The 24,791-nt window shown below is 72.4% G+C and carries 22 protein-coding genes; 5 read left to right on the top strand and 17 right to left on the bottom strand.

Annotated features, from left to right (window positions below; genetic code table 11):
- Positions 1–38 precede the first annotated feature (38 nt).
- The gene (locus KLO01_RS02120) at positions 39–1,034 is read left to right on the top strand and encodes a stage II sporulation protein M (protein ID WP_147061902.1); all 996 of its coding nucleotides are present in this window, start codon (positions 39–41) and stop codon (positions 1,032–1,034) included.
- A 126-nt stretch (positions 1,035–1,160) separates the two neighbouring features.
- On the opposite strand, the gene KLO01_RS02115 is transcribed toward KLO01_RS02120, so the two are convergent.
- The 14 genes from KLO01_RS02115 to KLO01_RS02050 all read right to left on the bottom strand — a co-directional run bounded on the left by KLO01_RS02115 (position 1,161) and on the right by KLO01_RS02050 (position 17,426).
- Positions 1,161–2,453 (bottom strand): DUF58 domain-containing protein, encoded by a 1,293-nt coding sequence (locus KLO01_RS02115; RefSeq protein ID WP_147061901.1) that lies wholly within the window; start codon positions 2,451–2,453, stop codon positions 1,161–1,163.
- An 18-nt stretch (positions 2,454–2,471) separates the two neighbouring features.
- Positions 2,472–3,515 carry an AAA family ATPase gene (locus KLO01_RS02110; RefSeq protein WP_147061900.1) on the bottom strand — a complete coding sequence of 348 codons (1,044 nt, stop codon included), beginning with the start codon at positions 3,513–3,515 and terminating at the stop codon, positions 2,472–2,474.
- Complete coding sequence (locus KLO01_RS02105) at positions 3,512–4,699, bottom strand: DUF4350 domain-containing protein (protein WP_147061899.1); 1,188 nt, start codon at positions 4,697–4,699, stop codon at positions 3,512–3,514. Before KLO01_RS02105 ends, KLO01_RS02110 begins: the two co-directional genes overlap by 4 nt.
- Entirely contained in the window at positions 4,696–5,328 is a 633-nt protein-coding gene (locus KLO01_RS02100) for a DUF4129 domain-containing protein (RefSeq protein ID WP_147061898.1), read from the bottom strand. The genes KLO01_RS02105 and KLO01_RS02100 overlap by 4 nt, the downstream gene beginning before the upstream one ends.
- Positions 5,325–6,551, bottom strand: coding sequence for a DUF7544 domain-containing protein (locus KLO01_RS02095; RefSeq protein WP_147061897.1), 1,227 nt, complete (start codon positions 6,549–6,551; stop codon positions 5,325–5,327). The genes KLO01_RS02100 and KLO01_RS02095 overlap by 4 nt, the downstream gene beginning before the upstream one ends.
- Positions 6,552–6,624: 73 nt before the next feature.
- Positions 6,625–8,637: a vWA domain-containing protein gene (locus KLO01_RS02090; RefSeq protein WP_147061896.1), complete on the bottom strand. Its 2,013-nt coding sequence runs from the start codon at positions 8,635–8,637 to the stop codon at positions 6,625–6,627.
- A 105-nt stretch (positions 8,638–8,742) separates the two neighbouring features.
- Positions 8,743–10,128 (bottom strand): magnesium chelatase ATPase subunit I, encoded by a 1,386-nt coding sequence (locus tag KLO01_RS02085; protein ID WP_147061895.1) that lies wholly within the window; start codon positions 10,126–10,128, stop codon positions 8,743–8,745.
- Positions 10,129–10,205: 77 nt separating this feature from the next.
- Complete coding sequence (locus KLO01_RS02080) at positions 10,206–10,823, bottom strand: uridine kinase family protein (protein ID WP_147061894.1); 618 nt, start codon at positions 10,821–10,823, stop codon at positions 10,206–10,208.
- On the bottom strand, positions 10,820–11,731 hold the full coding sequence (locus KLO01_RS02075; protein WP_147063041.1) for an aldehyde dehydrogenase family protein: 912 nt from the start codon (positions 11,729–11,731) through the stop codon (positions 10,820–10,822). The genes KLO01_RS02080 and KLO01_RS02075 overlap by 4 nt, the downstream gene beginning before the upstream one ends.
- Positions 11,732–11,739: 8 nt before the next feature.
- Positions 11,740–13,179 (bottom strand): aldehyde dehydrogenase family protein, encoded by a 1,440-nt coding sequence (locus tag KLO01_RS02070; RefSeq protein WP_147061893.1) that lies wholly within the window; start codon positions 13,177–13,179, stop codon positions 11,740–11,742.
- A 29-nt stretch (positions 13,180–13,208) separates the two neighbouring features.
- Entirely contained in the window at positions 13,209–14,219 is a 1,011-nt protein-coding gene (gene deoC / locus KLO01_RS02065) for a deoxyribose-phosphate aldolase (protein ID WP_222611910.1), read from the bottom strand.
- A 47-nt stretch (positions 14,220–14,266) separates the two neighbouring features.
- Positions 14,267–14,740: a DnaJ family domain-containing protein gene (locus KLO01_RS02060; RefSeq protein ID WP_147061892.1), complete on the bottom strand. Its 474-nt coding sequence runs from the start codon at positions 14,738–14,740 to the stop codon at positions 14,267–14,269.
- Between the two features lie 120 nt (positions 14,741–14,860).
- On the bottom strand, positions 14,861–16,567 hold the full coding sequence (locus KLO01_RS02055; RefSeq protein WP_147061891.1) for a phospho-sugar mutase: 1,707 nt from the start codon (positions 16,565–16,567) through the stop codon (positions 14,861–14,863).
- Between the two features lie 10 nt (positions 16,568–16,577).
- On the bottom strand, positions 16,578–17,426 hold the full coding sequence (locus KLO01_RS02050; protein ID WP_147061890.1) for a purine-nucleoside phosphorylase: 849 nt from the start codon (positions 17,424–17,426) through the stop codon (positions 16,578–16,580).
- A 37-nt stretch (positions 17,427–17,463) separates the two neighbouring features.
- On the opposite strand from KLO01_RS02050, the gene KLO01_RS02045 reads away from it, so the two are divergent.
- Together KLO01_RS02045 and KLO01_RS02040 are read left to right on the top strand one after the other, a co-directional pair.
- The gene (locus KLO01_RS02045) at positions 17,464–18,873 is read left to right on the top strand and encodes an NAD(P)H-quinone dehydrogenase (RefSeq protein ID WP_246136012.1); all 1,410 of its coding nucleotides are present in this window, start codon (positions 17,464–17,466) and stop codon (positions 18,871–18,873) included.
- Between the two features lie 96 nt (positions 18,874–18,969).
- A complete protein-coding gene (locus KLO01_RS02040) occupies positions 18,970–19,713 on the top strand; it encodes an antitoxin (RefSeq protein WP_147061888.1) in 744 nt (247 codons plus the stop codon).
- A gap of 75 nt (positions 19,714–19,788) precedes the next feature.
- On the opposite strand, the gene KLO01_RS02035 is transcribed toward KLO01_RS02040, so the two are convergent.
- The 3 genes from KLO01_RS02035 to KLO01_RS02025 all read right to left on the bottom strand — a co-directional run bounded on the left by KLO01_RS02035 (position 19,789) and on the right by KLO01_RS02025 (position 22,927).
- Entirely contained in the window at positions 19,789–20,481 is a 693-nt protein-coding gene (locus KLO01_RS02035; protein WP_147061887.1) for a peptidylprolyl isomerase, read from the bottom strand.
- An 89-nt stretch (positions 20,482–20,570) separates the two neighbouring features.
- Positions 20,571–22,343, bottom strand: a complete 1,773-nt coding sequence (locus KLO01_RS02030; RefSeq protein WP_147061886.1) for an acetyl/propionyl/methylcrotonyl-CoA carboxylase subunit alpha — start codon at positions 22,341–22,343, stop codon at positions 20,571–20,573.
- Between the two features lie 80 nt (positions 22,344–22,423).
- A complete protein-coding gene (locus KLO01_RS02025; RefSeq protein WP_147061885.1) occupies positions 22,424–22,927 on the bottom strand; it encodes a MarR family winged helix-turn-helix transcriptional regulator in 504 nt (167 codons plus the stop codon).
- Positions 22,928–22,967: 40 nt separating this feature from the next.
- Between KLO01_RS02025 and KLO01_RS02020 the strand changes: the two genes are divergently transcribed.
- Both KLO01_RS02020 and KLO01_RS02015 read left to right on the top strand, forming a co-directional pair.
- A complete protein-coding gene (locus KLO01_RS02020; RefSeq protein ID WP_246136011.1) occupies positions 22,968–23,969 on the top strand; it encodes an EamA family transporter in 1,002 nt (333 codons plus the stop codon).
- Positions 23,945–24,781: an aldo/keto reductase gene (locus tag KLO01_RS02015; RefSeq protein WP_147061884.1), complete on the top strand. Its 837-nt coding sequence runs from the start codon at positions 23,945–23,947 to the stop codon at positions 24,779–24,781. Before KLO01_RS02020 ends, KLO01_RS02015 begins: the two co-directional genes overlap by 25 nt.
- Positions 24,782–24,791 lie beyond the last annotated feature (10 nt).

Raw genomic sequence — 24,791 nt, 5'->3', positions numbered from 1 at the left:
GAAGGCTAACCCCGCACGCGTCGACATAGAGTGACGCCGTGGATCTCGACGCGTTCATCGCCACCCATCTGGGTCAGTGGCGTCGGCTCGAGGAGCTCGTCGGGCGGCGCCGGCTCAGCGGCGCCGAGTCGGACGAGCTGCTCGATCTCTACCAGCGGGTCTCCACCCACCTCTCCGTCGTGCGGTCCTCGAGCCCCGACCCCTCGCTCGTGAGCTACCTGTCCGCGCTCCTCGCGCGGGCACGGCATACGGCCACGGGGTCCCGGGCCACGACGTGGCGCGACGGGGCACGCTTCTTCACCCAGACGTTCCCGGCCGCGCTCTACCGCACGCGCCGGTGGTGGCTCGCGACGATGGTCGGCAGCGTCCTGCTCGCGCTCGTCGTCGGCGCCTGGGCGGTGCGCCACCCCGAGGTCTTCACCCAGCAGATGACCCGCGGCGAGATCGACGCCTACGTCGGCACCGACTTCGAGAACTACTACTCCGAGTACCCGCACCACGAGTTCGCGACGCTCGTGTGGACCAACAACGCGTGGGTGGCGGCGCAGTGCATCGCGATGGGCGTCCTCGGGCTGCCGGTGCTCTGGGTGCTGGCGCAGAACGTCATCAGCGTCGGGCTCGCCGGGGCGCTCATGGTGAGCCACGACCGCGGGTCGCTCTTCTTCGGGCTGATCCTCCCGCACGGGTTGCTCGAGCTCACCGCGATCTTCGTCGCCGCGGCCGTCGGGCTCCGGCTGTTCTGGTCGTGGATCGAGCCCGGACCCCGCAGCCGCCTCGACTCGCTCGCGGCCGAGGGTCGCACCGCCGCCGGCATCGCGCTGGGCCTCGTCGTCGTGCTGTTCGTCAGCGGCGGCATCGAGGGGTTCGTGACGCCGTCGGGCCTGCCGACATGGGGCCGGATCCTCATCGGGATCGTGGCCGAGTCGCTCTTCTTCGCCTACGTGTTCGTCGTCGGGCGCCGGGCGGCCCGAGCCGGTGTCACCGGTGACGTGGCCGAGAGCGACCAGGTCGCCACAGCACCCGTCGCCGCCTGACGCGTCGATCCAGCGCGCTCGTCGCCGCGCTCGGGCAGCTGGGTCACGACAGCGCTGTGCAGTGCTGCGCCACAGCGCAGCAGTGCACAGCGCCGCGCGCACACCCGGCGCGCGCCCCGCGTCACCTCAGAGCAGGCCCTGACGCTTGAGCGCGAGGTAGTGGTCGACCAGCGCCAGCGGCAACCGGTCCGGCGTCTCGTCGAGCACCTCGACGCCGAGCGAGCGGAACGCCCCGGCGGTGCGCTGGCGCAGCCCCACGGTGCGCTCGGCCGCGGCCGCGGCATACACGTCCGTCGCCGAGTCTCGACCACGACGCATCCGGTCGACGGCGGGGTCGGCGACCGAGGCCACGACCACCCGGTGACGCGCCGCCAGGGCGGGCAGCACCGGCAGCAGGCCCTCCTCGAGCGCGGAGGACTCGAGCGGGGTGATGAGGACGACGAGCGCCCGCTGCGTGCCGACCCGCGCCACCTCGGCGGCAAGGAGGCGCCAGTCGGCCTCGATGAGCCGGGCGTCGACGGGAGCGAGCTCCGAGATCGCGTCGTGGAGCACGCCGACGCGGTCGTGGCCGGAGACGTGCGCGCGCACCTCGCGGTCCCCGGCGATGACGTGGATCCGGTCGCGGGCGTGCCCGGCGATGGCGGTGAGGAAGAGCGCGGCGTCCATCCCCGAGTCCAGCCGCGGTGAGTCGTCGATGCGACCGGCACTCGTGCGCGACGTGTCGAGCACGATGATGATCCGCCGGTGCTGCTCGGGCTGCCAGGTGCGCACGACGAGGTCGCGGCGACGCGCGGTCGCGCGCCAGTCGATCGAGCGGACGTCGTCGCCCTCGACGTAGTCGCGCAGCGAGTCGAACTCGGTGCCCTGCCCTCGGGTTCGCATCGCCGCACGTCCGTCGAGCTGGCGCAGCACCGCGAGCCGGCTGGGGATGTGGCGGCGCGACGGGAAGGCGTGCAGGACACGCAGCCGCCCGGGCACCTCGACCGACGCCTGTCGGGCGGCGACGCCGAGCGGACCGCGTAGCCGCAGGGTCACGCGGTCGGCCTGTCGGTCGCCACGGCGCGTCGGGGTGAGCAGGGTCGTCAGCCGGGTGCGCTCGCCGCCGGGAAGGCGGAGCGTATGCCGGGTCAGCTCGGCTCCCGCGGACGGCGGCCATGCGTCACGCAGCAGCCCTCGGACCGACCGTGACCCCGGGTTGGTGACGAACAACGACGTGCGCACCGACTCACCCAGCCGCACCGACGCGGGCAGCTCGCGCTCGAGGTGCAGCGACCTCGGGCGCGGGGCCAGCAGCACGTCCACCGCGACGACCACCGCGCACAGCAGCAGCCACAGCCACACCGTCGACGCGGCAGGCCGCAGCACCACCGGGACGATGCCGAGGAGGACGAGCCAGAGGGCTCTCGGGGTCAGTGCCATCGAAGGGGGACCGGCGGCTCAGCGGGGGACGGGGACGGAGCCCAGGGCGCTGTCGAGGACGGCGGAGACGTCGACCCCCTCGAGCTCGGCCTCGGGCCGCAGCGACAGGCGGTGGGCGAGGGTCGCGTGGGCGAGGGCCTTGACGTCGTCGGGCGTGACGTAGCCCCGTCCGTTGAGCCAGGCCCAGGCCCGCGCGGTCGACATGAGGGCGGTGGCGCCGCGCGGGCTCACGCCGAGCGAGAGCGACGGGGAGTGCCGGGTCGCGCGGGCGATGTCGACGACGTAGGCCGCGACGTCGTCGCTGACCTCGACCCGGCGGACCGCCTGTGCGCCCGCCTCGAGGTCGGCTCCCGACGCGACGGCGCGCAGCCCGGCGGCACCGAGGTCGCGGGGGTCGAAGCCGTCGGCGTGCCGGCGGAGCACGGCGACCTCGTCATCGCGAGGAGGCAGCGGCAGCGTCACCTTGAGCAGGAAGCGGTCGAGCTGGGCCTCGGGCAGCGGGTAGGTGCCTTCGTACTCGACCGGGTTCTGGGTGGCGGCGACCATGAACGGCGAGGGCAGCGGGTGCGGCTGGCCGTCGACGCTGACCTGTCGCTCCTCCATCGCCTCGAGCAGGGCCGACTGGGTCTTCGGCGGCGTCCGGTTGATCTCGTCCGCGAGCAGGATGTTGGTGAACACCGGGCCCTGTCGGAACGTGAAGTCGCTCGTGCGCGCGTCGAAGACGAGCGAGCCGGTGAGGTCGCCGGGCATGAGGTCGGGCGTGAACTGGACCCGCTTCGTCTGCACGTCGAGGGCCTGCGAGAGCGACCGGACGAGCAGCGTCTTGGCGACGCCGGGCACGCCCTCGAGCAGGATGTGGCCCCGGCAGAGCAGGGCGACGAGCAGACCGGTGACGGCGGCGTCCTGGCCGACCACGGCCTTGGCGACCTCGGCGCGCACGCGCAGGAGGGCGTCACGCGCCTCCGGGGCGGTGGCCTGCGGTGCGTTGGCCTGCGGTGCGGTGGCCCGCGGGGCGGCGGCGCTGGCCTGCGGGTCGGTGGTGCGGGTGGGGTTCTCGGTCATGGGCGGTGTGCCTTCTCCTCGAGGTCGGACAGGTCCTGGGCGAGCCGCACGAGGGCGGCATCGTCGGTGGGTGGGGGGCCGGCGACGAGGTCGAGGACCTCGCTGACCGGGCGGCCGGTGGCGGCCGAGATGGCGCGGGTGACGGTCTCGACGGAGTCGCCGCGCCGCAGCCCGAGCCGGGAGCGCAGCCGGTCGAGCGTGGCGAGCCGCAGCACGGTCGCGGCGCGCGGACGGTCCTGTGCCCGGCGATAGAGGCGTCCCCGGCTCTCGGTCGTCTCCACGGCCCGCACGACGACGGGCAGCGGCTCGCGCACGAGGCGGCCGAGCCGACGACCGCGGACGAGCGCGAGCACGATGAGCGAGAACGCGACGAGGGCCAGGGCCGGGGCGAACCACGGCGGGAGCAGCGCGCCGTCCTCGGTGTCGTCGGCCGAGTCGGCGAGGTCGGTGACGTCCGGCTGGTACCAGAGCAGGCGGGGCGAGCCGCCGAGCAGCCTCAGCGCGATCGCGGCGTTGTGCTCCTGCGTGATGGCGCCGTTGGTGAAGCCGACGGTCGTGCCGATGACGGTGATCGGCGGGTGGCCCGAGGTGGACGGCAGGTCGAGGAGACCGGCGCCGTGGTCACCGGCCCCGTCACCACCGTCCGCGTCCGGGATCGTCAGTGGAAAGCACTCCTTGGCACCGGAGGCGGAGCTGCCGGGCTCGTAGCGCGCGTCGATCTCGACCATCGAGTCGCCCTCGTCGACGGTGCCGATGTCGCACTGGCTCTCGACGCGCACGCCGGCACCGATCGGCAGCGCCGTGGCGTCGGCCCGCAGCGCCCGCAGCTGGCCGGTCGACGGCGACAGCACGACGACCCGGTCGACACCGAGGCTCTCCTGCCGCAGGGTCGTGGCGGCGGCGGTGCCGAGGTTGCTCGTGTTGGCGACGACCACCGTGGTGTCGTCGTCGCGCTCGGCGAGGGCGTCTCGCACGTCGTCGATCGAGGTGAAGGTCTCGACGTCGACGCCGTTCTGCTCGAGGACCGCCACGAGCGCCGCCCCACCCCGCGGTCCCATGTCCTCGGGGTCCATCGCGTTGCCGGGGGGAGTCGTGGCGATGGCGATCGCCGCCAGCGCACCGATGCCCAGCAGGATCGCGAGGGCCCACAGACCGGTGCGCCGCCACCGGGCCACGACGGTCATCGCTGCGCTCCCACGGGACGCAGCTCGGGGCGCGCGCGCCCGACCCGCTCGTCGAGGTCGAGGACCGCGCGAGCGTCGGACTCGCTCGCCCGGTCGTGGCCGTAGCGCACGGCGTCGAACCGGTCGGCCGCCGCGCGCACCCCGTCGCCCTCGGTCGGGAAGGCCTGCGAGAGCTCGAGCGACGCCTCGTGCGCGGTGCGCCCGGGCAGGTCGTCGAGGACGGTCCGCTCCACCGAGCCGGCCACGATGGCGCGGTAGCCGTCGAGCACCACCGTGTCCCAGTCGCCCTGTCGCGCAGCGTCCTTCGCCCGAAGCCGGTATGCCGTGGCATCCACTCCGCGTTCGTCGAGGACTCCGCGGTCGGTCGCCGACCGGCGGGCCCGCGCCTCGGGCCTCAGCAGCACCACGACGACGAGGGCGACGACGGCGAGGGCGACGAGCACGACGAGGACGAACACCCACGAGGGCAGCCCGGGGCCGGTGGGGCCGTCGAGCAGGCCGAGCAGCCACTCACGGAAGCGGTCCCAGAGACTGGGCTTGACGGCATACCGAGGTTTGGAGAGCTCCTCCTCGAGCAGGCGTCGGCCCTCGCTTCGCGTGGGGTCGAGCGGCGGCGTGTCCAGGATCATGCGGTGGCGCGGGGCCAGGGCGGTGCCGCCGTGCCCTGCGCGGTCTGGACGAGCTGGACGTCGAGGCCCTCGCGACGGATGCGGTGGTCGACGTAGAGGAGGGAGTCGAGGCCGGCGGTCACGGGCGTGGTGATCGCGCCGGCGATGACACCGCTGACGCCGGTGACGACGGCCTGCCAGACGTACATCTGGTCCATCGGGATGCCGGTGAAGGCGAGGGCGGCGCCGATGATCGCGAGCGGGGCGGTGATGAGCGAACCGACGATGCCGATGGCGAACGACGCGAGGAGCCGGATGCCGAACAGCCGCCAGAACCCCGACCCCGAGGTGAGCTGCCACGAGCGGGCGAAGGCGCGACCGACGCCGAGGTCCTCGAGGATGAGCGACGGGGTGACGAACGCGAGGCGGGTCCACAGGAAGGCGAGCGCGGGGAGGGCGAGGACGAGCGCGAGCAGCATGAGGATGAGCCCCGCCGCCAGGGTGCCGTCGCTGCCGCTCGTGCCGCCACCGATGAGCAGAGCGAACGGGACACCGAGGATGACGGCCATCGTGCCGATGAAGACGAGCGAGGTGAGCAGGGTGGCGCCGACGAGGGCCCAGATGCGCCGGATCGTGCCGCGCCACGTCTCACCGGCGCTGACCTTGCGGCCGAGGACGGCCTGGCCGATGACGTAGGCGAGGAACCCGGCGAGCAGGATCGTCGAGAGCCAGCTGCCGACCGACGGGACGAGCGAGCCGAGGGAGCCGACGAGGCCGGCGGTGTCGCTGTTGACGGACTCCTCGAGCGAGATCGACTCCTCGTTGCTCGACACCCACGCACCGAGGGCGGTGAAGGGCACGAGGAAGACGAGCGAGGTGAGGGCGGCGAGCCCGACGGTGGCGCCGACGTTGCCCCTCACGGCGCGGAAGACGCCGCCGAAGAGGTCGTTCATCGTCAGGGGCCGCAGGGGGATGATGCCGGGCCGGAAGTCGAGGTGGCGCAGCTGCTGCGGCGGCACGTACGCGGGCCGCTGCGGGGGGAAGCCGGCGTAGCCGGGCGCCGGAGCCTGGCCGGGGTACGCGGCGTTGCCGGCGTACCCGGCGTTGCCGGGCGGGGGAGCCTGGCCGGGGTACGCGCCCGGCGCGGGCGGTGGGCCGGGAGGAGGACCGGGGCGACCGGCATACGGGTCCTGCTCGGGACGTCCGGAAGCGCTTCCCGGTGCGGACCAACCCTGGTCGCTCATCTGTGCGTGCCTCCCCGTGGCGCTGACTGGTCAGAACCCTAACCGAGGCACCCTGCCTGCCGACGGCACCTCGTCAGACCCAGAAGCCGCGTCCGCCGCTCCAGTCGCCGAAGTGGTCGCGGTAGGACGTGCCCGGGCCGCGGGACCCGAGGTAGGAGCCGACGACCGCCGCACCGAGGTCGTCGAGCTCGGGACTCACCATCCGTCCTCCGACTCGCCGCGCCATCGACTCGATGAACCGCGCCAGGCCCGGGTCCTCGCCCAGCCGGAAGAAGGTCACCTGCGCCCCGAGGCGGGCCGAGCCGTCGAGCTCGCGCACCGAGTGGGCGATGGTCACGGGGTCGGGCGGGTAGGAGAACCAGACCTCGCCGTCGGACTCGAGGTGGGCGGTGGGCTCACCGTCGGTGACGACGAGCAGCACCGGCTGCGCGTTGGGGTGCTTGCGGAAGAAGCGGTTGGCCAGGAGCAGCGCGTGGTGGAGGTTCGTGCCCTTGGCCCAGCGGGCGTCGAGGGCGGTGAGCTGCTCGATCTCCATGACCTCCGCGTGCCGCCCGAAGCCGATGAGCTCGAGGTGGTCGCCGCGGAAGCGCGAGCGGATGAGCTGGTGCAGCGCCAGTGCGGTGCGCTTCATCGGCACCCAGCGTCCGTCCATCGCCATCGAGAAGGACGTGTCGACGAGCAGCGCCACGGCCGCCTGCGTGCGGGCCTCGGTCTCGGCGACCTCGACGTCGTCGATCTGGATCCGGACCGGCGAGCCACCGTCGCGCAGGACGGCGTTGGTGATGGTGCGGGGCACGTCCCACGGCTCGGTGGTGCCGAACTCCCACCGCCTCGTCGCTCCCGAGGGCTCGCCCGCCATCCCGGTCGTGCGTGACTCGCGGGCGCCGGCACGTCCGCTCATGCGGTCGGCGACGTCGCGCAGGAGCGCCTTGCCGAGCTGTCGCATGGCCTTGGGTGACAGGCGCAGCTCGCCGTCGGAGCCGCGCTTGAGGTAGCCGCTGTCGCGCAGCGCGCGTTCGAGCTCCTGGAGGGTGCGGGCATCGACGGCGGCCTCGTCGCCGAGCTGGCGCGCGAGGGCGTCGAGGTCGATGTCGTCGAGCCGGGCCCCGCCGTAGGACTGGGAGAGCTGGTCGGAGAGCGCGTCGAGCTGGGCGAGGTCCTGCAGCGCCCCGGTGCCGTCGCCGAGCCCGAGCCCCTCGCCACCCTCGAAGCTCTCGGACCCCGACCAGTCCTCGCCGGGCCGCAGCGCCTGGAGGTTGGCGTCCATCCGGGAGAGCTGCTCCATGAGCCCGGCCGACCCGAACGCCTGTTGCGACAGCTCCATGAGCTCGGCCCGCTGCTCGGGGGTCATCGAGGCGAGCATCCGCTGGGCGGCCGCGGCACGCTGGGCCAGCGAGTCCAGCAGCTCCTCGATGGTCTCGGGGTTCTCGGGGAAGTAGTCGCCGTGCCTGCCCATGAACTCGGCGAAGGCACGGTCGACCTCTGCCTTCTGCTCGGGTGAGCCGTCGGACTGCGCGTGCTTCTCGAGGAGGTCGTTCAAGTCGGAGAGCATCTGCTGCACTGCCGCGCGGTCCTCGTCGGTAGCGCCCTCGAGCGCCTGCTTCATCCCGGCGAAGCGCTGGTCGAGCAGCTCGCGGCCGAGGAGGTCCTTGATCTGCTCGTAGGCCTCGCGGGCGTCGGTGCTCTGCCAGTCGTAGGACGACAGCTCGGTGACGGCGGCCGCCGTCGACGAGGGGAGCGCGCCGAGCTGGAGCTCGCGGAAGGCGCGGTCGTCGTCGTCCATGGTGATGTCGCGGGCGAGCTGGCCGCGCTCGGCGGTGAGGGCCTTGTCGAGGAGCTCGCGCACCTCGCGCATCGTGCCGCCGAGGTCGTGGCGCTCGAGGATCTCGCGGCGGCGCTCGGCGAGCCGCCGGGCGAGGTCGTCGAGCCCGGCCTGGTCCCGGCCGCCCCGGCGCAGGAACTCGCTCATCGCCCGCTCGGGGGAGTAGCCCGCCATGACGTCCTGACCGATGGCGTCGAGCGCCTCGGCGAGGTCGACGGGTGCGGCGAGCGGGTCCCCGCCGTCGTACCTGCGGTAGCGGCTCATCGGGACCCGGCCGACCCGAGCGGCGCGGCCGCTCCGGCCGCTCCGACCGGCGCGGCCGACACGACCGGCCCGGCCGCCCCCACCGACACGGCATACGGAGGGAGCTCAGCCATAGACGGTCTCACCGCGGCCCGACTCCTTGCCGATCCGGCGGGCGAGGAACAACCCCTCGAGGGCGAGCTCGATCGCCCCGGCGCGCGACCCGTCGTCGGTCGCACCCAGCCGCTCGGTGATCTGGTCGTAGACGTCGGACTCGCCGAGCACCGGCAGCCCGGCGAGGAAGTCACGGGCGCTCACGCGCGCACCGGTCGTGACGATCGCGCCGTCCTCGATGGCGTCGACGAGCAGCCGGAGGTCGACCCCGGCGAGGTGCGCCCGCACTGTCTCGGCGATGGCGGTGCGCAGCAGGTGGGTGAGGATCTCGGACTCGCGCCCCTCCTCGCCGGTCTCGAACTCGATCTTGCCGCCGAGCACCTCGACGGCGGTCTCGAGGTCGACGACGCGGGCCACGGGCGACTCCTCGCCCTGGGTCGTCGCACGGTGCAGCGCCGCGGCGGCGATGGTCTCGGCGCCCGCGATCGCGAACCGGGCGCTCACCCCGGAGCGCTGGTCGACGCTCGAGGACTCGCGCAGGGCACGGGTGAAGCGGGCCAGCACCTCGAGCAGGTGGTCGGGCACGGCGGCGACGAGGTCGGCCTCCTGGGCGATGACCGCGATCTCCTCGGTGACCTCGTGCGGGTAGTGGGTGCGGATCTCGGCGCCGAAGCGGTCCTTGAGCGGGGTGATGATCCGGCCGCGGTTGGTGTAGTCCTCGGGGTTGGCGCTCGCGACGACGAGGACGTCGAGCGGCAGCCGCAGGACGTAGCCACGGATCTGGATGTCGCGCTCCTCCATGACGTTGAGCATCGCGACCTGGATCCGCTCGGCGAGGTCGGGCAGCTCGTTGATCGCGACGATGCCGCGGTGGCTGCGCGGGATGAGCCCGAAGTGGATCGTCTCGGGGTCGCCCAAGCTGCGGCCCTCGGCCACCTTCATCGGGTCGACGTCGCCGATGAGGTCGGCGACGCTCGTGTCGGGGGTCGCGAGCTTCTCGGCGTAGCGCTCCTCACGGCTGCGCCACGTCACGGGCAGGTCGTCGCCGAGCTCGGCGGCCCGGCGGATCGACGCCGGCGTGATCGGTTCGAAGGGGTCCTCGCCGAGCTCGGAGCCCTCGATGACCGGGGTCCACTCGTCGAGCAGGCCGACGAGGGCCCGCAGCAGGCGGGTCTTGCCCTGCCCGCGCTCACCGAGGAGAACGATGTCGTGGCCGGCGAGCAGCGCCCGCTCGACCTGGGGGATCACCGAGTCGGCGAACCCGTGCAGTCCCGGCCAGGGGTCCTCCCCGGCACGGAGCTTCGCGAGCAGGTTGTCGCGGATCTCCTGACGCAGGCGCTTGGGGTGGTGGCCGGCCGCGCGCAGCTGGCCGACGGTCCGGGGCTCAGGTGCAGTCACCCCTCCACGCTAACCCCGGGCGCAAGGGGTTCCACAGGCCCTGTCCGTATGCCGTGACGCAGGTGGGAGGGCCGGGCTCAGCCGTGCGCGTGGCTCAGGCGGGCCTCGACGTCCTTGGCGCGGGCCGGCTCGGCACCCAGCGCGACCTGCCGGCTGATGACCTCGGGCTCGGCCCGCATGAGCGCGAGCCCGCGCCGGACGAGGACCATGGGCGGCTTGCGCCGCTCCTTGAGGTCACGCGCGAGCCGTCTCACGAACGTCACGAACGGCCGGTGGTGGATGCACCAGGCGCTGTGCAGCACACCGGCCGCCTTGAGCTCCCGGACGACCTCGGCCGCGAAGATGCCCTCGGCGAGCACCAGCTCACCGGGTGCGGCGGTCACCGTCGTCGAGCCCACGGTCTGGCTCTGCGACAGGTCGTAGACGGGCGTGAGGGTCGAGCCCGTGTCGACGAGCTCGCACAGCGAGGCCACGGCAGCGGCCTCGTTCCACGAGTCTGGGTGGTCCCAGTCGATGATCCCGAGCTCCTCGCTGCGGGGCATCGAGGGGTCGTCCAGGTCGCGGTAGAAGTCGTCGAGGCGCACGATCGGCCACCCGTGGGTGTGGTGCAGCCGCTCGGCCAGACGCGACTTGCCGGCCCCGCTCGGTCCGGCGAGGACGACGACGCGCGCCCGACCGGTCTCGGACGCAGTCACCGGCCCTTGGGGTGCCAGACCGTCTTGGTCTCGAGGAAGGCGGTGAGACGGGACAGGTCGGGGGTCGCGGTCCAGTCGGGCTCGACGGCCTCGGCCCCACTGCCGCCGGGGCGGAGCACGCGCTTCAAGTTGTCGGCGCTGGCCTCCTCGAGTGTGGCCCAGTCGACGCCCTCGGCACCCGCGGCACCGGTGAGGTCGATGGCGTTGACGTCGCGGTGGCTCGCGAGCCACGGTGCGATCTCGGCGGCGCGACCGCTGATGACGTTGACCACGCCACCGGGCACGTCGGACGTGGCCAGGCACTCCGCGAGCGTGATCGCCGGCAGCGGGCGCTCGGCGCTCGTCACGACGACGACGGCGTTGCCCGAGACGATGACGGGCGCGATGACCGACACGAGGCCGAGCAGGCTCGACTCCTGCGGCGCGAGGACGGCGACGACGCCGGTCGGCTCGGACGCGGAGATGTTGAAGTACGGACCCGCGACGGGGTTGAGCCCACCGAGGATCTGGACGTACTTGTCGGACCACCCGGCATACCAGACCCAGCGGTCGATCGCCTGCGAGACGACGGCTTCGGCCGCGGCGGGGGACAGGCCCTCGGCGTCACGGACCTCCTGCACGAGCTGCGGGCGGCGCGACTCCATGACCTCGGCGACGCGGTAGAGGACCTGACCGCGGTTGTATGCCGTGGCACCGGCCCAGCCGGGCTGCGCGGCGCGCGCCGCGGTCACCGCGTCGCGGGCGTCCTTGCGCGAACCCTGCGCCGCGTTGGCGAGGAAACGCGGTGCGGTAGAACGGGATCGGCCGGAGGGGGCGGCATACACCTCGTAGGAACGACCGCTCTCGCTGCGGGGGAACTTGCCCCCGATGTAGAGCTTGTAGGTCTTCTTGACGTCGACGCGACTCATGGTCGGGCTCACGCTCCGGTCTTCACGTAGGGCTCGAGACCGTGGCGACCGCCCTCGCGGCCGTACCCGGACTCCTTGTATCCACCGAACGGGCTCGTCGGGTCGAACTGGTTGAACGTGTTGGCCCACACGACACCGGCCTTGAGCTGGTCGGCCATCCAGAGGATGCGCGAGCCCTTCTCGGTCCAGATGCCCGCGGACAGGCCGTAGGGGGTGTTGTTGGCCTTGGCGACGGCCTCCTGCGGCGTGCGGAAGGTCAGCACCGACAGGACGGGTCCGAAGATCTCCTCCTGCGCGATGCGGTGCGTCTGCGTCACACCGGTGAACACCGTCGGCCTGAACCAGAACCCCTTGCTGGGGAGCTCGCAGCCGTTGTCCCAGCGGGTCGCGCCCTCGCCCTCGCCGGCGTCGGTCAGCGCGACGATGCGGTCGAGCTGGGCGCGGCTGTTGATGGCGCCCACGTCGGTGTTCTTGTCGAGCGGGTCACCGACGCGCAGGGTGCCCAGGCGGCGCTTGAGGCGGCTCTCGACTTCGCTCGCGATGGACTCCTGCACGAGCAGGCGCGAGCCGGCGCAGCAGACGTGGCCCTGGTTGAAGAAGATGCCGTTGACGATGCCCTCGACGGCCTGGTCGATGGGTGCGTCGTCGAAGACGATGTTGGCCGCCTTGCCACCGAGCTCGAGTGTGGCCTTCTTGCGGGTGCCGGAGATGGCGCGGGCGATCATCTTGCCGACGCCGGTCGAGCCGGTGAACGCGAGCTTGTCGATGCCGGCGTGGTCGACGATCGCCTGGCCGGTCGGACCCGCGCCGGTGACGATGTTGACGACACCCGGCGGGAGGTCGGCCTGCTGGCAGACCTCGGCGAAGAGCAGCGCCGTGAGGGGCGTGGTCTCGGCGGGCTTGAGGACGACGGTGTTGCCGGTGGCCAGCGCCGGGGCGATCTTCCACGCGAGCATGAGCATCGGGAAGTTCCACGGGATGATCTGGCCGACGACGCCGTGGGGGCGCGGGTTGGTGCCGAGCGAGGCGTACTCGAGCTTGTCGGCCCAGCCGGCGTTGTAGAAGAAGTGCGCCGCCGCGAGCGGGATGTCGATGTCCCGGCTCTCCTTGATCGGCTTGCCGTTGTCGAGGCTCTCGAGGACGGCGAACTCACGGGCGCGCTCCTGGAGGATGCGCGCGATCCGGTACAGGTACTTGCCGCGGTCGGTGCCGCTCATCCGCGACCAGACGCGCGTGTATGCCGTCCGCGCGGCCCTCACGGCCGCGTCGACGTCCGCGTCGGTGGCCTCGGAGACCTCGGCGAGGACCTCCTCGGTGGCGGGGCTGATCGACTTGAAGCCAGTGCCGCTGCCGTCGACGAACTCGCCGTTGATGAACAGCCCGTAGCTGCTCTGGAGGTCGACGACGGCCCGGGACTCGGGGGCCGGTGCGTACTCGAAGGTGGGCATCTGTGCGTTCCTTGTCGTCTCGTGGGCGCTCAGTAGGCCGTGGAGGGGGAGTCGTCGGCGATGTAGCTGCCACCGGAGTAGGCGCCGGTGCTCATCCGCTGGCGCTGGAGGAGGAGGTCGTTGAGCAGGCTGCTCGCGCCGAAGCGGAACCAGTGGTTGTCGAGCCAGTCCTCGCCCGCGATCTCGCTCACGGTGACGAGGAACTTGATCGCGTCCTTGCTCGTCTTGATGCCACCCGCGGGCTTGACGCCGACTTGTCTGTTGGTGAGGTCGCGCCAGTCGCGGACCGCCTCGAGCATGATGAGCGTGACGGGGAGGGTCGCGGCGGGCTGGATCTTGCCGGTGCTCGTCTTGATGAAGTCGCCGCCGGCGAGCATCGAGAGCCAGCTGGCGCGGCGGACGTTGTCGTAGGTCACGAGCTCGCCGGTCTCCATGATGACCTTGAGGCGCGCGTCGCCGCACACCTGCTTGACGGCGGCGATCTGGTTGAACACGGTGAGGTAGTCGCCGCTGAGGAAGGCCCCGCGGTCGATGACCATGTCGATTTCGTCGGCGCCCGCCTTGACGGCGTCCTTGGTGTCGGCGAGCTTGACCGCCATGCTCGCGCGCCCGCTGGGGAAGGCGGTGGCGACCGCAGCGACCTTGACGCCGGAGTCACCGAGCGCCGCCTTGGCCGTCTCGACCATGTCGCCGTAGACGCAGACCGCTGCCGGGCGCGGTGTCGAGAGGTCGCTCGGGTCGGGCAGGAGCGCCTTGGCGGCGAGCCCACGGACGCGCCCCTTGGTGTCGGCACCCTCGAGCGTCGTGAGGTCGATCATCGAGATGGCGAGGTCGATGGCCCACTGCTTGCTCGTCGTCTTGATCGAGCGCGTGCCCAGTCCGGCGGCGCGCGCCTCGCAGCCGACCTGGTCCACGCCGGGCAGGCCGTGCAGCCAGCGGGTCAGGGCCTGGTTGGTCAGGCGCGTGACGCCGAGCAGGTCGCGGGCGCGGGCCGTGGCGTCGGTCGCGGCGGCGACGGGGAGGTCAGTGCTGGTGCTCACCCCGGGAGTCTACCGGCGCTGGGGAGGGGCTCCTTGCGGCGAGAACCTCAGGCCCGCCAGAGCCGCCGCCACCAGCCCAGCCGCCGCACGACGTCGGGCGTCACCTGCGCCGGCTCCGTCTCCGGCTGACGCTCGGCGCGCAGCACCTTCCACTGCTCGACCATGTCGTCGACGTCGACCGTCGGCGCCCAGACGGGTGAGGCCTTGCCCACGACCGGGCGACGCCGGTCGTCGACGACGCGTGCGTTGTAGTCGCGCAGGATCTCGCGCACGCCCTCCTCGGTCCGGACGTCGGCGAGCGACTCGGGATAGGTCGCGCGCTCACGCCGGAGCAGCATGACCGGCGGCAGCGCGTCGGAGGGGTCGAGCCCTTCACGGGCCATCATCTTCTTGAGCCACCAGTCGGGGTCGGGGTCGTCGAGTCCCTCCAGCGGCTTCCCCGCGCCGGGCAGGTTGTCGAACTCACCCCGCTCCTGCGCCTCGCGGATCTGCTTCTCGACCCAGGACTCGTGAAAGGCCATGGAGCCATTCTCACCCGCCGTGTCGGGGATCCGGGGCTTCGAGGAGACGGATGACCCCCAGCTCCCGACACCCAGCACCCGACCGTCGACCGCCCGACGTGCCGGGCGGTCGACTCCTGCTCAGGTGGCGGTGGCCGCCTCGAAGTGGGTCCGGATCGCGGCGAGCCGCTCGGCAGCGCGCGAGCGTGCACCGGTCAGGTCGTCGTCGGAGACGGACTCGATGACCTCGAGATAGACCTTGAGCTTCGGCTCCGTGCCCGACGGCCGCGCGATGATGCGGGAGTGGTCGGCGAGGAACCAGCGCAGCCCCTCGGTCGGGGGCAGCCCACCGTCACCGGCGGCGAGGTCGTCGACCCGCGAGACCTCGACTCCGGCAACCTCGGCCATCGGCTCGGCACGCAGGCGGGCCATGATCGCCTCGATGAGCGAGAGGTCCTCGACCCTCACCGAGAACGAGTCCGTCGCGTGGACGCCGTGCTCGACCGCGAGCTCATCGAGGCGGTCGGTGATCGAACGACCCTGCGCCTTGAGCGTCGCGGCGATCTCGGCCACGACGAGTGCGGCGGACACCCCGTCCTTGTCGCGCACCTGAGCCGGGTCGACGCAGTAGCCGAGCGCCTCCTCGTAGCCGTAGCGCAGCCCGGGGACGCGCGAGATCCACTTGAACCCCGTGAGCGTCTCCTCGTGCGCCACCCCGCGCGAGCGGCAGACGGTCGCGAGCATCCGGGACGACACGATCGAGTTGGCGTAGACGTCACCCTCGGACACCCCGCGGTCGAGCAGGTGGGCGCCGAGCAGCACGCCGACCTCGTCGCCGCGCAGCATCCGCCAGCCACCGGGACCGGGGACGGCGACGGCGCAGCGGTCGGCGTCCGGGTCGTTGGCGATGACGACGTCGGGGCCGGTCTGCTCGGCGAGGTCGAGGGCGGCGTCCATCGCGCCCGGCTCCTCGGGGTTGGGGAACGAGACCGTGGGGAACGCCGGGTCCGGCTGCGCCTGGCTGGGCACGGGCAGGGGAGCGGGGTAGCCCGCCGCCTCGAAGGCCCGCGCCACCGTCTCGGAGCCGACACCGTGCAGCGCGGTGTGGACGACGACGAGGTCGCGGGGCGAGTCGGCCGTGACGACACCGGTGACCGTCGAGAGATAGCTCTCGAGCACCTCGTCGTCGAGGGTGTGCCAGCCGTCGTCGGGGCGGTGCACGTCGGCGACGCGGTCGACCCTCGCGATCTCGGCGGCGATCTCGGCGTCGGACGGCGACACGATCTGCGACCCGTCACCGAGGTAGACCTTGTAGCCGTTGTCCTGCGGCGGGTTGTGGCTCGCCGTCACCATGACGCCCGCGTCCGCGCCGAGGTGGCGGATGGCGTACGCGAGGACCGGTGTGGGCAGCGGACGGGGGAGCACGACGGCCTGACCACCCGCGCCGAGGACGACCGCGGCGGTGTCGCGCGCGAAGACGTCGGAGTTGGTCCGTGCGTCGAACCCGATGACGACGAACGGGTCGTGGTCCTTCTTCTTGAGGTATGCCGTGAGGCCGGCTGCCGCTCGGATCACGACGACGCGGTTCATCCGGTTCGGGCCGGCCCCGAGGGCGCCACGCAGACCGGCGGTGCCGAACTCGAGCATCCCGGCGAACCGGTCGGCGAGGTCGGTGAGCGCCGCGTCGTCCCCGCCGTTGGCGGCGTCGAGCACGGCCTGGAGCTCGGCGCGGGTGGCCTCGTCGGGGTCGTCCTCGAGCCAGGCCTGCGCCGCGGCGAGCAGCTCGGAGTGCTCGGCGACGGCGGAGGGTGAGGTGTCAGCGGACTCGTGGCGGCCGGCATACGTCATGGCGTGTTCCTCAGATCTTTGCCACGACGGCGGCGAGGAGGCGACCACAGCGCTCGGCGGCCGCCTTGCCGGCCTCGAGGACCTCTTCGTGGTTGAGCGGGGTCTTGGAGATGCCGGCCGCGGGGTTGGTCACGAGCGAGATGCCGAGGACGTCCATGCCGCTCTGGCGCGCCGCGATCGTCTCGAGCGAGGTCGACATGCCGACGAGGTCGCCGCCGAGGACCTTGGCCATCTGCACCTCGGCCGGCGTCTCGTAGTGGGGGCCGCGGAACTGGACGTAGACGCCCTCCTGGAGGTCGGCGTCCACCTCGCGGGCGAGGTCGCGCAGGCGCGGGGTGTAGACGTCGGTGAGGTCGACGAAGTTCGCGCCCTCGATGGGGGAGTGAGCGGTGAGGTTGATGTGGTCGCGGATGAGGACCGGGGTCCCGGGGAGCCAGTCCTCGTGGAGGCCACCGCAACCGTTGGTGAGGACGATGGTGCGGCAGCCGAGCGCCGCCGCGGTGCGGACGCCGTGGACGACGGCGCGGACGCCGCGGCCCTCGTAGAAGTGGGTGCGGGTGCCGAAGACCAGCGCGCGACGGCCGGTGTCGCCGATCGCGACCGAACGCATCATGCCCGAGTGGCCCGCAACTGCGGCCTTGCCGAAGCCGGGGACGTCGGTGTTGTCGATCTCGGTGAGGGTCTCGCCGACGAGGTCGCCCGTCTGGCCCCAGCCGGACCCGAGGACGAGCGCCACGTGGTGGGTCTCGACGCCGGTGCGCTCGCGGATCACGGAGGCCGCGGCCTCCGCGACGGCGAACGGGTCGGTCGCCGGGTCGGCGAGGTCGAGCGGGTGCGGGGCGGCGGCGTTGTCGGTCACGCGAGCAGGGTATCGGCAGCGTGGTTGGATGGTCCGCGTGAATGCGCGAACGACTCGAGTGGTCATCCTCGGCGGCGGACCGGGTGGGTACGAGGCGGCTCTCGTCGCAGCCCACCTCGGGGGAGAGGTGACGATCGTCGACCGCGACGGGCTCGGTGGCGCGGCCGTCCTCACCGACTGCGTCCCCTCCAAGACGCTCATCTCCACCGCGGACTACATGTCCGAGTTCGAGACCGCCGCCGACCTCGGGGTCCACCTCGAGGACGGCGAGGGCGACGAGGTGAGCGACGCCAAGGCCGAGCTCGCCGAGGTCAACTCGCGGGTCAAGGACCTCGCCGCCGCGCAGAGCCGCGACATCACCGACCGTGTCGAGGAGGTCGGGGTCCGGATCGTCCCCGGCACCGGGCGCCTCGTGTCGCCGTCGAAGGTCGAGGCCACCCTCGCCGACGGTGGGACCGAGATGCTCGACGCCGACGTCGTGCTCATCGCCACCGGCGCGACGCCCCGCGTCATGGACACCGCGCAGCCCGACGGCGAGCGCATCCTCACCTGGCAGCAGATCTACGAGCTCGACGCCCTTCCCGAGCGCCTCGTCGTCGTCGGGTCCGGCGTCACCGGGGCCGAGCTGGCGCAGGCCTACCTCGGCCTGGGCTCCGACGTCGTCCTCGTCTCCTCGCGCGACCGCGTCCTGCCCGGCGAGGACCCGGACGCCGCGACCGTCATCGAGGACGTCTTCAAGCGGCGTGGCATGGAGGTCCTCGGACGCTCTCGCATGGCCGGTGTCGAGCGTCGCGGCGATGGTGTCGTCGTCCGCCTCGTCGACGGCCGCGAGGTCGAGGGCTCGCACGCGCTGCTCGCCGTCGGGTCGATCCCCCAGACCGCGGGCATGGGTCTCGAGGAGGTCGGTGTCGAGCTCACCGAGTCCGGCCACATCGCCGTCGACCGCGTCTCGCGCACGTCGGTGAGAGGCGTGTATGCCGCGGGCGACTGCACCGGTGTCCTCCCCCTCGCGTCCGTGGCCGCGATGCAGGGCCGGATCGCGATGTCGCACGCCCTCGGCGACGCGGTCGCCCCGCTCAACCTCGGGGTGGTGTCCGCCAACATCTTCACCGACCCCGAGATCGCGACCGTCGGCATCTCCCAGAAGGCCATCGACGAGGGCACGGTCGACGCCGACGTCGTCACCCTGCCGCTGTCGCGCAACCCGCGCGCCAAGATGTCCGGCATCAACGACGGCTTCGTCAAGCTGTTCGCGCAGAAGGGTTCCGGCGCCCTCATCGGCGGCGTCGTCGTCGCACCCCGCGCCTCGGAGCTGATCTTCCCCGTGACGCTCGCGGTCCACCACCGGCTCAACGTCGACCAGGTGGCCAACACCTTCACGGTCTACCCGTCGCTGTCGGGGTCGATCGCCGAGGCGGCCCGTCGCCTCCACTCGACGCTCGGCTGACCTGCTCCATCCGTCGGCCGTCAAGGCCCACTTCGCCCTTGGGCGTGGCTAGTTTGGAAATCACCCGAACCGTCCACGCAGTGGGAGTGATGTCCGATGAGTGACCAGAAGCGGCCGATCAGCGGCGACGAGGCCATCAACAAGGCCAAGGAGTACGCCAAGGACAACCCGGACTCGGCCCGCAGCGCGATCGACAAGGTCGAGGACTTCCTCGACTCGAAGACCGGCGGCAAGTTCTCCGGGATGATCGACAAGGGCGGCGACCTGGTCGAGAAGGGCCTCGGGATCCCGAGCAACGAGGGCGGCACGCTGCCCTCCGACCCGAGCGCCCCACCGGCAGACCCTGGCTCGACCCCGACCACCCCCACGACCCCCCTGCCCCCGTCGGAGCCGGCTCCGCCGACGACCCCTGCCGAGCCGGCGCCCACGACGCCCACCGAGCCGACGTCGCCCTCCCAGCCGGAGCAGCCGTCCGAGGTGCCCGTCCCGAACCCGTCGCCGGGCACGGGCGACCCGCAGCCGCAGCAGGACCCGACGCAGGGCGACCCCAGCGCTTCCGGTGGCTCCTCGGGCAGCACGGCGCCGCCGTCGACGATCCCCGGCGAGGGCGCCGAGCAGGTGCCGGAGCCCGCGTTCCCACCGTCCGACGCCGAGCCCCGGACCCCGGGCACGCCCAGCCCGGGCGAGGGCGGCGGGCTGCCCGAGGGCGGTTCGACCCAGCAGGGCGACCCCGGGACGACCTCCGCTCCCGGTGGCAGCCAGCCCGCCGACGGCGGCAACGAGATCGACCTCGGTCAGGACGACGTCTCCGGTGGCGGAGGCGCGCCACCCACCCGCTGACCCCCGCGAGGTGACGCGCGAACGCCCCGTGTGCCGGACGGCATACGGGGCGTTCGCGTTGTGCGGGAGGGTCGCTCAGCCGCGCTGGCCGACGACGCGCACGTCCGAGATCCAGACCGGCGACGCGGGCGGGCCGTCCCGGTCGGGGTCGGCGATACCGGCGGCGACGATGGCGTCGAGCGCGTCGTAGCCGCTCACGAGGTGCCCCATGACGGTGTAGTTGGGGGAGATGTTGGCGAAGCTGTGGACGACGAAGAACTCGCTTCCGTTGGTCCCCGGACCCTGGTTGCCCATGGCGATCGTGCCGCGCGGGTAGGTCAGGGACGGGTTCACCTCGTCGTCGAACTCGTAGCCGGGGCCGCCCTCCTCCTGCCGGTAGATGTCGCCGCACTGGAGCACGCCGAGCCGCGCGGTGTCGGTGAGCCGGAAGCACTGGCTCATGTCGTAGAAGTCGGCCTTGGCGAGGTGGGCCAGGCTGCCGACCGCGCACGGTGCCAGCTCGCGGTCGAGCCGGAAGACCATCGGCCCGTAGTTCGTCGTGATGCGCACGTCGACGGTCCCGTGCGACTTCTGTTTCGCCTTCGGGATCGAGACCGGGCGTGCGGCGGGGCGGTCGGGGGTGGGCCGGAACTCGCAGGTCGCGGGCTGCTTGCCGCGCTCCTGGCTCGCGTATGCCGTCCCGCCCGGGATCGCGGTGAGCGCGAGGAGGGCGCCCGCTGCGGTCGCCGTGGCCAGGGTGCGTCGAAGGGTGCTCGAGGAGGTTCGCATCCCTCGAACGTAGCGACGCGGCGCCGGTCCCGCTCGGTGAGCGAGGGCCGGCGCCGCGTCGGTTCGTGCGGTGCGCGCGGTGGCGCGGGTCAGGCGTCCTTGATCTCGCAGAGGACCTGGCCGTTGGTCACGGTGGCGCCGACCTCGGCGGAGAGCCCGCTGACGGTGCCGGCCTTGTGGGCGGTGATCGGCTGCTCCATCTTCATCGCCTCGAGCACGACGATGAGGTCGCCCTCGGCCACCTCGGCGCCGTCCTCGACGTTGATCTTGACGATGGTGCCCTGCATGGGCGCGGCGAGGGAGTCCCCGGACGCGGCCGCGCCCGCCTTGCTGCCACCCGAGCGCTTGGGCGCCTTCTTCTTGGCCGCGGCACCACCGCCACCACCGAGCGACAGGCCCGCGGGCAGGACGACCTCGAGGCGGCGCCCGCCGACCTCGACGGTGACGCGCTGACGCTCGCCCTGCTCCTCGCCCTCAGCGGCGGTGTCGCCGGCGAAGGGCGCGATCTGGTTGTCGAACTCGGTCTCGATCCAGCGCGTGTGGACCGTGAAGGGGGTGTCGCCCTCGGGCGCGAAGGCCGGGTCGGCGACGACCGCGCGGTGGAACGGCAGGACGGTCGGCATGCCGTCGACCTCGAGCTCGCCGAGCGCGCGACGCGAGCGCTCGAGCGCCTCGTGACGGGTGCGGCCGGTGACGATGAGCTTGGCGATCATCGAGTCGAACGCCCCTGCCACGGTGTCGCCCTCGACGATGCCTGCGTCCCAGCGCACGCCGGGGCCGTGGGGGACGACCATGCGCGAGACCGTGCCCGGCGCGGGCATGAAGTTGCGGCCGGCGTCCTCGCCGTTGATGCGGAACTCGAACGAGTGGGCACGCGGGGCCGGGTCGTCGAAGCCGAGCTCCTCGCCGTTGGCGATGCGGAACTGCTCGCGCACGAGGTCGATGCCGGTGACCTCCTCGGTCACGGGGTGCTCGACCTGGAGGCGGGTGTTGACCTCGAGGAAGCTGATGGTGCCGTCCTTGGCGACGAGGTACTCGCAGGTGCCGGCGCCGACGTAGCCCGCCTCGCGCAGGATCGCCTTGGAGGCGCGCACGAGCTCGGCGTTCTGCTCGTCGGTGAGGAACGGCGCGGGCGCCTCCTCGACGAGCTTCTGGTTGCGGCGCTGGAGCGAGCAGTCACGGGTCGACACGACGACGACGTTGCCGTGCTGGTCGGCGAGGCACTGGGTCTCGACGTGGCGGGGCTTGTCGAGGAACTTCTCGACGAGGCACTCGCCGCGACCGAACGCCGTCACGGCCTCGCGGACGGCGGACTCGTAGAGCTCGGGGATCTCCTCGAGGGTGTGGGCGACCTTGAGGCCGCGACCGCCACCGCCGTAGACCGCCTTGATCGCGATGGGCAGCCCAAACTCCTTGGCGAGCTCGACGACCTCGTCGGCGTCCTTGACCGGGTCCTTGGTGCCTGGGGCCAGCGGTGCGTCCGCCTTGACGGCGATGTGCTTGGCCTTGGCCTTGTCGCCGAGGGCGTCGATCGCCTCGGGGGAGGGGCCGATCCAGGTGAGCCCGGCGTCGATGACGGCCTGGGCGAAGTCGGCGTTCTCGGCGAGGAAGCCGTAGCCGGGGTGGACGGCGTCGGCACCGGCCTCCTTGGCGACCTCGATCAGCTTGTCCTGGAGGAGGTAGGAGTCGGCCGGGGTCGTGCCACCCAGCGCGTAGGCCTCGTCGGCCACCTTGACGTGCAGCGCGTCCCGGTCGGGCTCGGCGTAGACGGCGACGGAGCCGATGCCGGAGTCCTTGCAGGCGCGGGCGATACGGACGGCGATCTCGCCACGGTTGGCGATGAGGACTTTGCTGATGGCCATGACCGGGACTGTAGTGGGTCGGCGCGGGAGTCGCTTTCGAAGGTCTCGCGGGGTCGGTCACACCCGCACGCCGCCCGGGGTCAGACGTCGAGGGAGCGGGCGAGGGCGAGCAGGCCACGCTCGAGACCAGCGCGTTCGGCGGGGGAGAGGACCTCGAGGAGGCGGGCCTCGTTGGCCATGTGGGCGGTGAATGCGCGGTCGATGAGCTCGCGGCCCTTGGGGGTGAGGGCGACGAGCCGGGAGCGGCCGTCGGTCCCGCTCGGGCGGCGTTCGACGAGGCCCAGGGTGACGAGGCGGTCGACCCGCTTGGTCACGGCGCCGCTCGTGACCACGGTCTGCTCGGACAGGTCCGACGGGGTGAGGGCGAAGTCGCCACCCTGTCGGCGCAGGGTGGCGAGCACGTCGAACTCGCCCTCGCCCAGGCCGTACTCGTTGTAGACGCGTACGAGCTCGGCGGTCAGCGCCGCGGCGACGCGGTGCAGCCGGCCGATGACGAGGAACGGCGTGGGATCGAGGTCGGGACGCTCGCTGCGCCACTGCTCGACGATCTGCTCGGCGCGGTCGGCGGGGGGCTGGTCGGGCATGGGCTAGATAATACCTTCCTCGGAAGGTATTATCTCTTCCGTGGAAACTATCTCTGGGAAGAGTCTCGGTGGGCTGGCGCTCGTCGCCGTCACCGCGATCGCCCCGGTCGTCTGGGGATCGACGTATGCCGTGACGCACCTCTTCCTCCCGGCCGACCGCCCGCTCTTCGCCGGGGTCATGCGGATCCTGCCCGTCGGGCTGCTGCTCCTGCTCTGGCACCGGCGCCTGCCACGCGGGTCGTGGTGGTGGCGCTCGGTGGTCCTCGGCACGCTGACGATGGGGCTGTTCGTCGCCCTGCTCTTCGTCGCGGCGACCCGCCTGCCGAGCGGGCTCGGAGCGACGATGACCGCCATCGCACCGATGGTCACCATGGGACTGGCGTGGGCGATCCTGCGGGAACGAGCCACGACGGCCACCGTCGTCGCCTCGGTCGTGGGTGCCCTCGGCGTCCTCCTGCTCGTCCTCGAGGGCGACGGGGGCGGTCACGTCGATCTCGTCGGGCTGCTCGCCTCCGTGGGCGCGGTGACGTCCGCCAGCGCCGGGTTCGTCCTCACCAAGCGCTGGACCGTCGACGAGCGCGTCCTCGTCGTTACCACGTGGCAGCTCGTCGCGGGCGGGCTCGTGCTCCTGCCCTTCGCGCTCCTCCTCGAGGGCCCGCCGCCCGCACTGCCGCTCTCCGGGTGGCTCGCACTGGTCTACCTCGGCATCATCGGCTCGGGCGTCGCCTACGTCGCGTGGTTCAAGGGGCTCGCGTCGATGAGCGCCGGGGCCGTCGCCGTCATCGGCCTGCTCAACCCGGTCTCGGGCACCGTCCTCGGCGTCGTCCTCCTCGGGGAGCCCTTCGGGCCCGTCCACCTGCTCGGCCTGACGCTCGTCCTCGGCAGCGTCGTCCTCGCCCAGCCCCAGACCCGCCGCCTCCTTGCGTCTGCGTCGTCGGCGGTTCTAGCGACCGGATCCGCAGACGCTGGGGGTGGCGGGGGCCCACGGGAGGTGGGCACCCGGCATACGGTGGACGCATGCCCATCAACGACATCACCCTGACGTCCGGTCCGCAGAAGGTCACCATCCCGCAGGTCGGGTTCGGCGTCTGGCAGGTCCCCGACGACGAGGTCGACGCCGCCGTGCTGGCCGCGCTCGAGACCGGCTACCGCCACTTCGACACGGCCAAGCTCTACAACAACGAGTCCGGCGTCGGCCGGGCGCTCGCGGCGACCGACGTGCCGCGCGACGAGATCTTCGTGACGACCAAGGTGTGGCCGAGCGAGTTCGGCGCGCAGCAGACCGTCGAGTCGTTCACCGCCTCGATGGACCGTCTCGGCCTCGACACCCTCGACCTGTTCCTGCTGCACTGGCCGTTCCCGCAGCAGGACCGCTACGTCGACGCGTGGAAGGCGCTCCAGGCCCTGCGCGACGCCGGACGGGTGCGCGCCGTGGGTGTCTGCAACTTCCACGTCGAGCACCTGCAGCGGCTCTTCGACGAGACCGGCGAGTGGCCGGCGATCAACCAGGTCGAGCTGCACCCCTACCTCCAGCAGCGCGAGGTGGCGGAGTTCAACGCCACCCACGGCATCGTCACCGAGTCGTGGAGCCCGCTCGCGTCCGGCAAGCAGGTGCTCGACGACCCGGTCATCGGTGGGATCGCCCAGCGCCTCGACGCCACCCCGGCCCAGGTCGTCATCGCCTGGCACATCGCCCGCGGCTTCGTGGTCCTGCCCAAGTCGGTGACCCCGTCGCGCATCGCCGAGAACTTCGCCGCCGCCGAGATCACGCTGACCGAGGACGACATGGCGCAGATCGCCGGGCTCGACCGCGGCTTCCGCACCGGCCCGAACCCCGACGAGTTCAACGGCTGACCTCACCGCC

Origin of the sequence: Knoellia locipacati (assembly GCF_007992835.1) — a bacterium.
In the GTDB taxonomy this organism is placed as follows: domain Bacteria; phylum Actinomycetota; class Actinomycetes; order Actinomycetales; family Dermatophilaceae; genus Knoellia; species Knoellia locipacati.
This window is presented reverse-complemented; position numbering and strand designations above follow the sequence as displayed.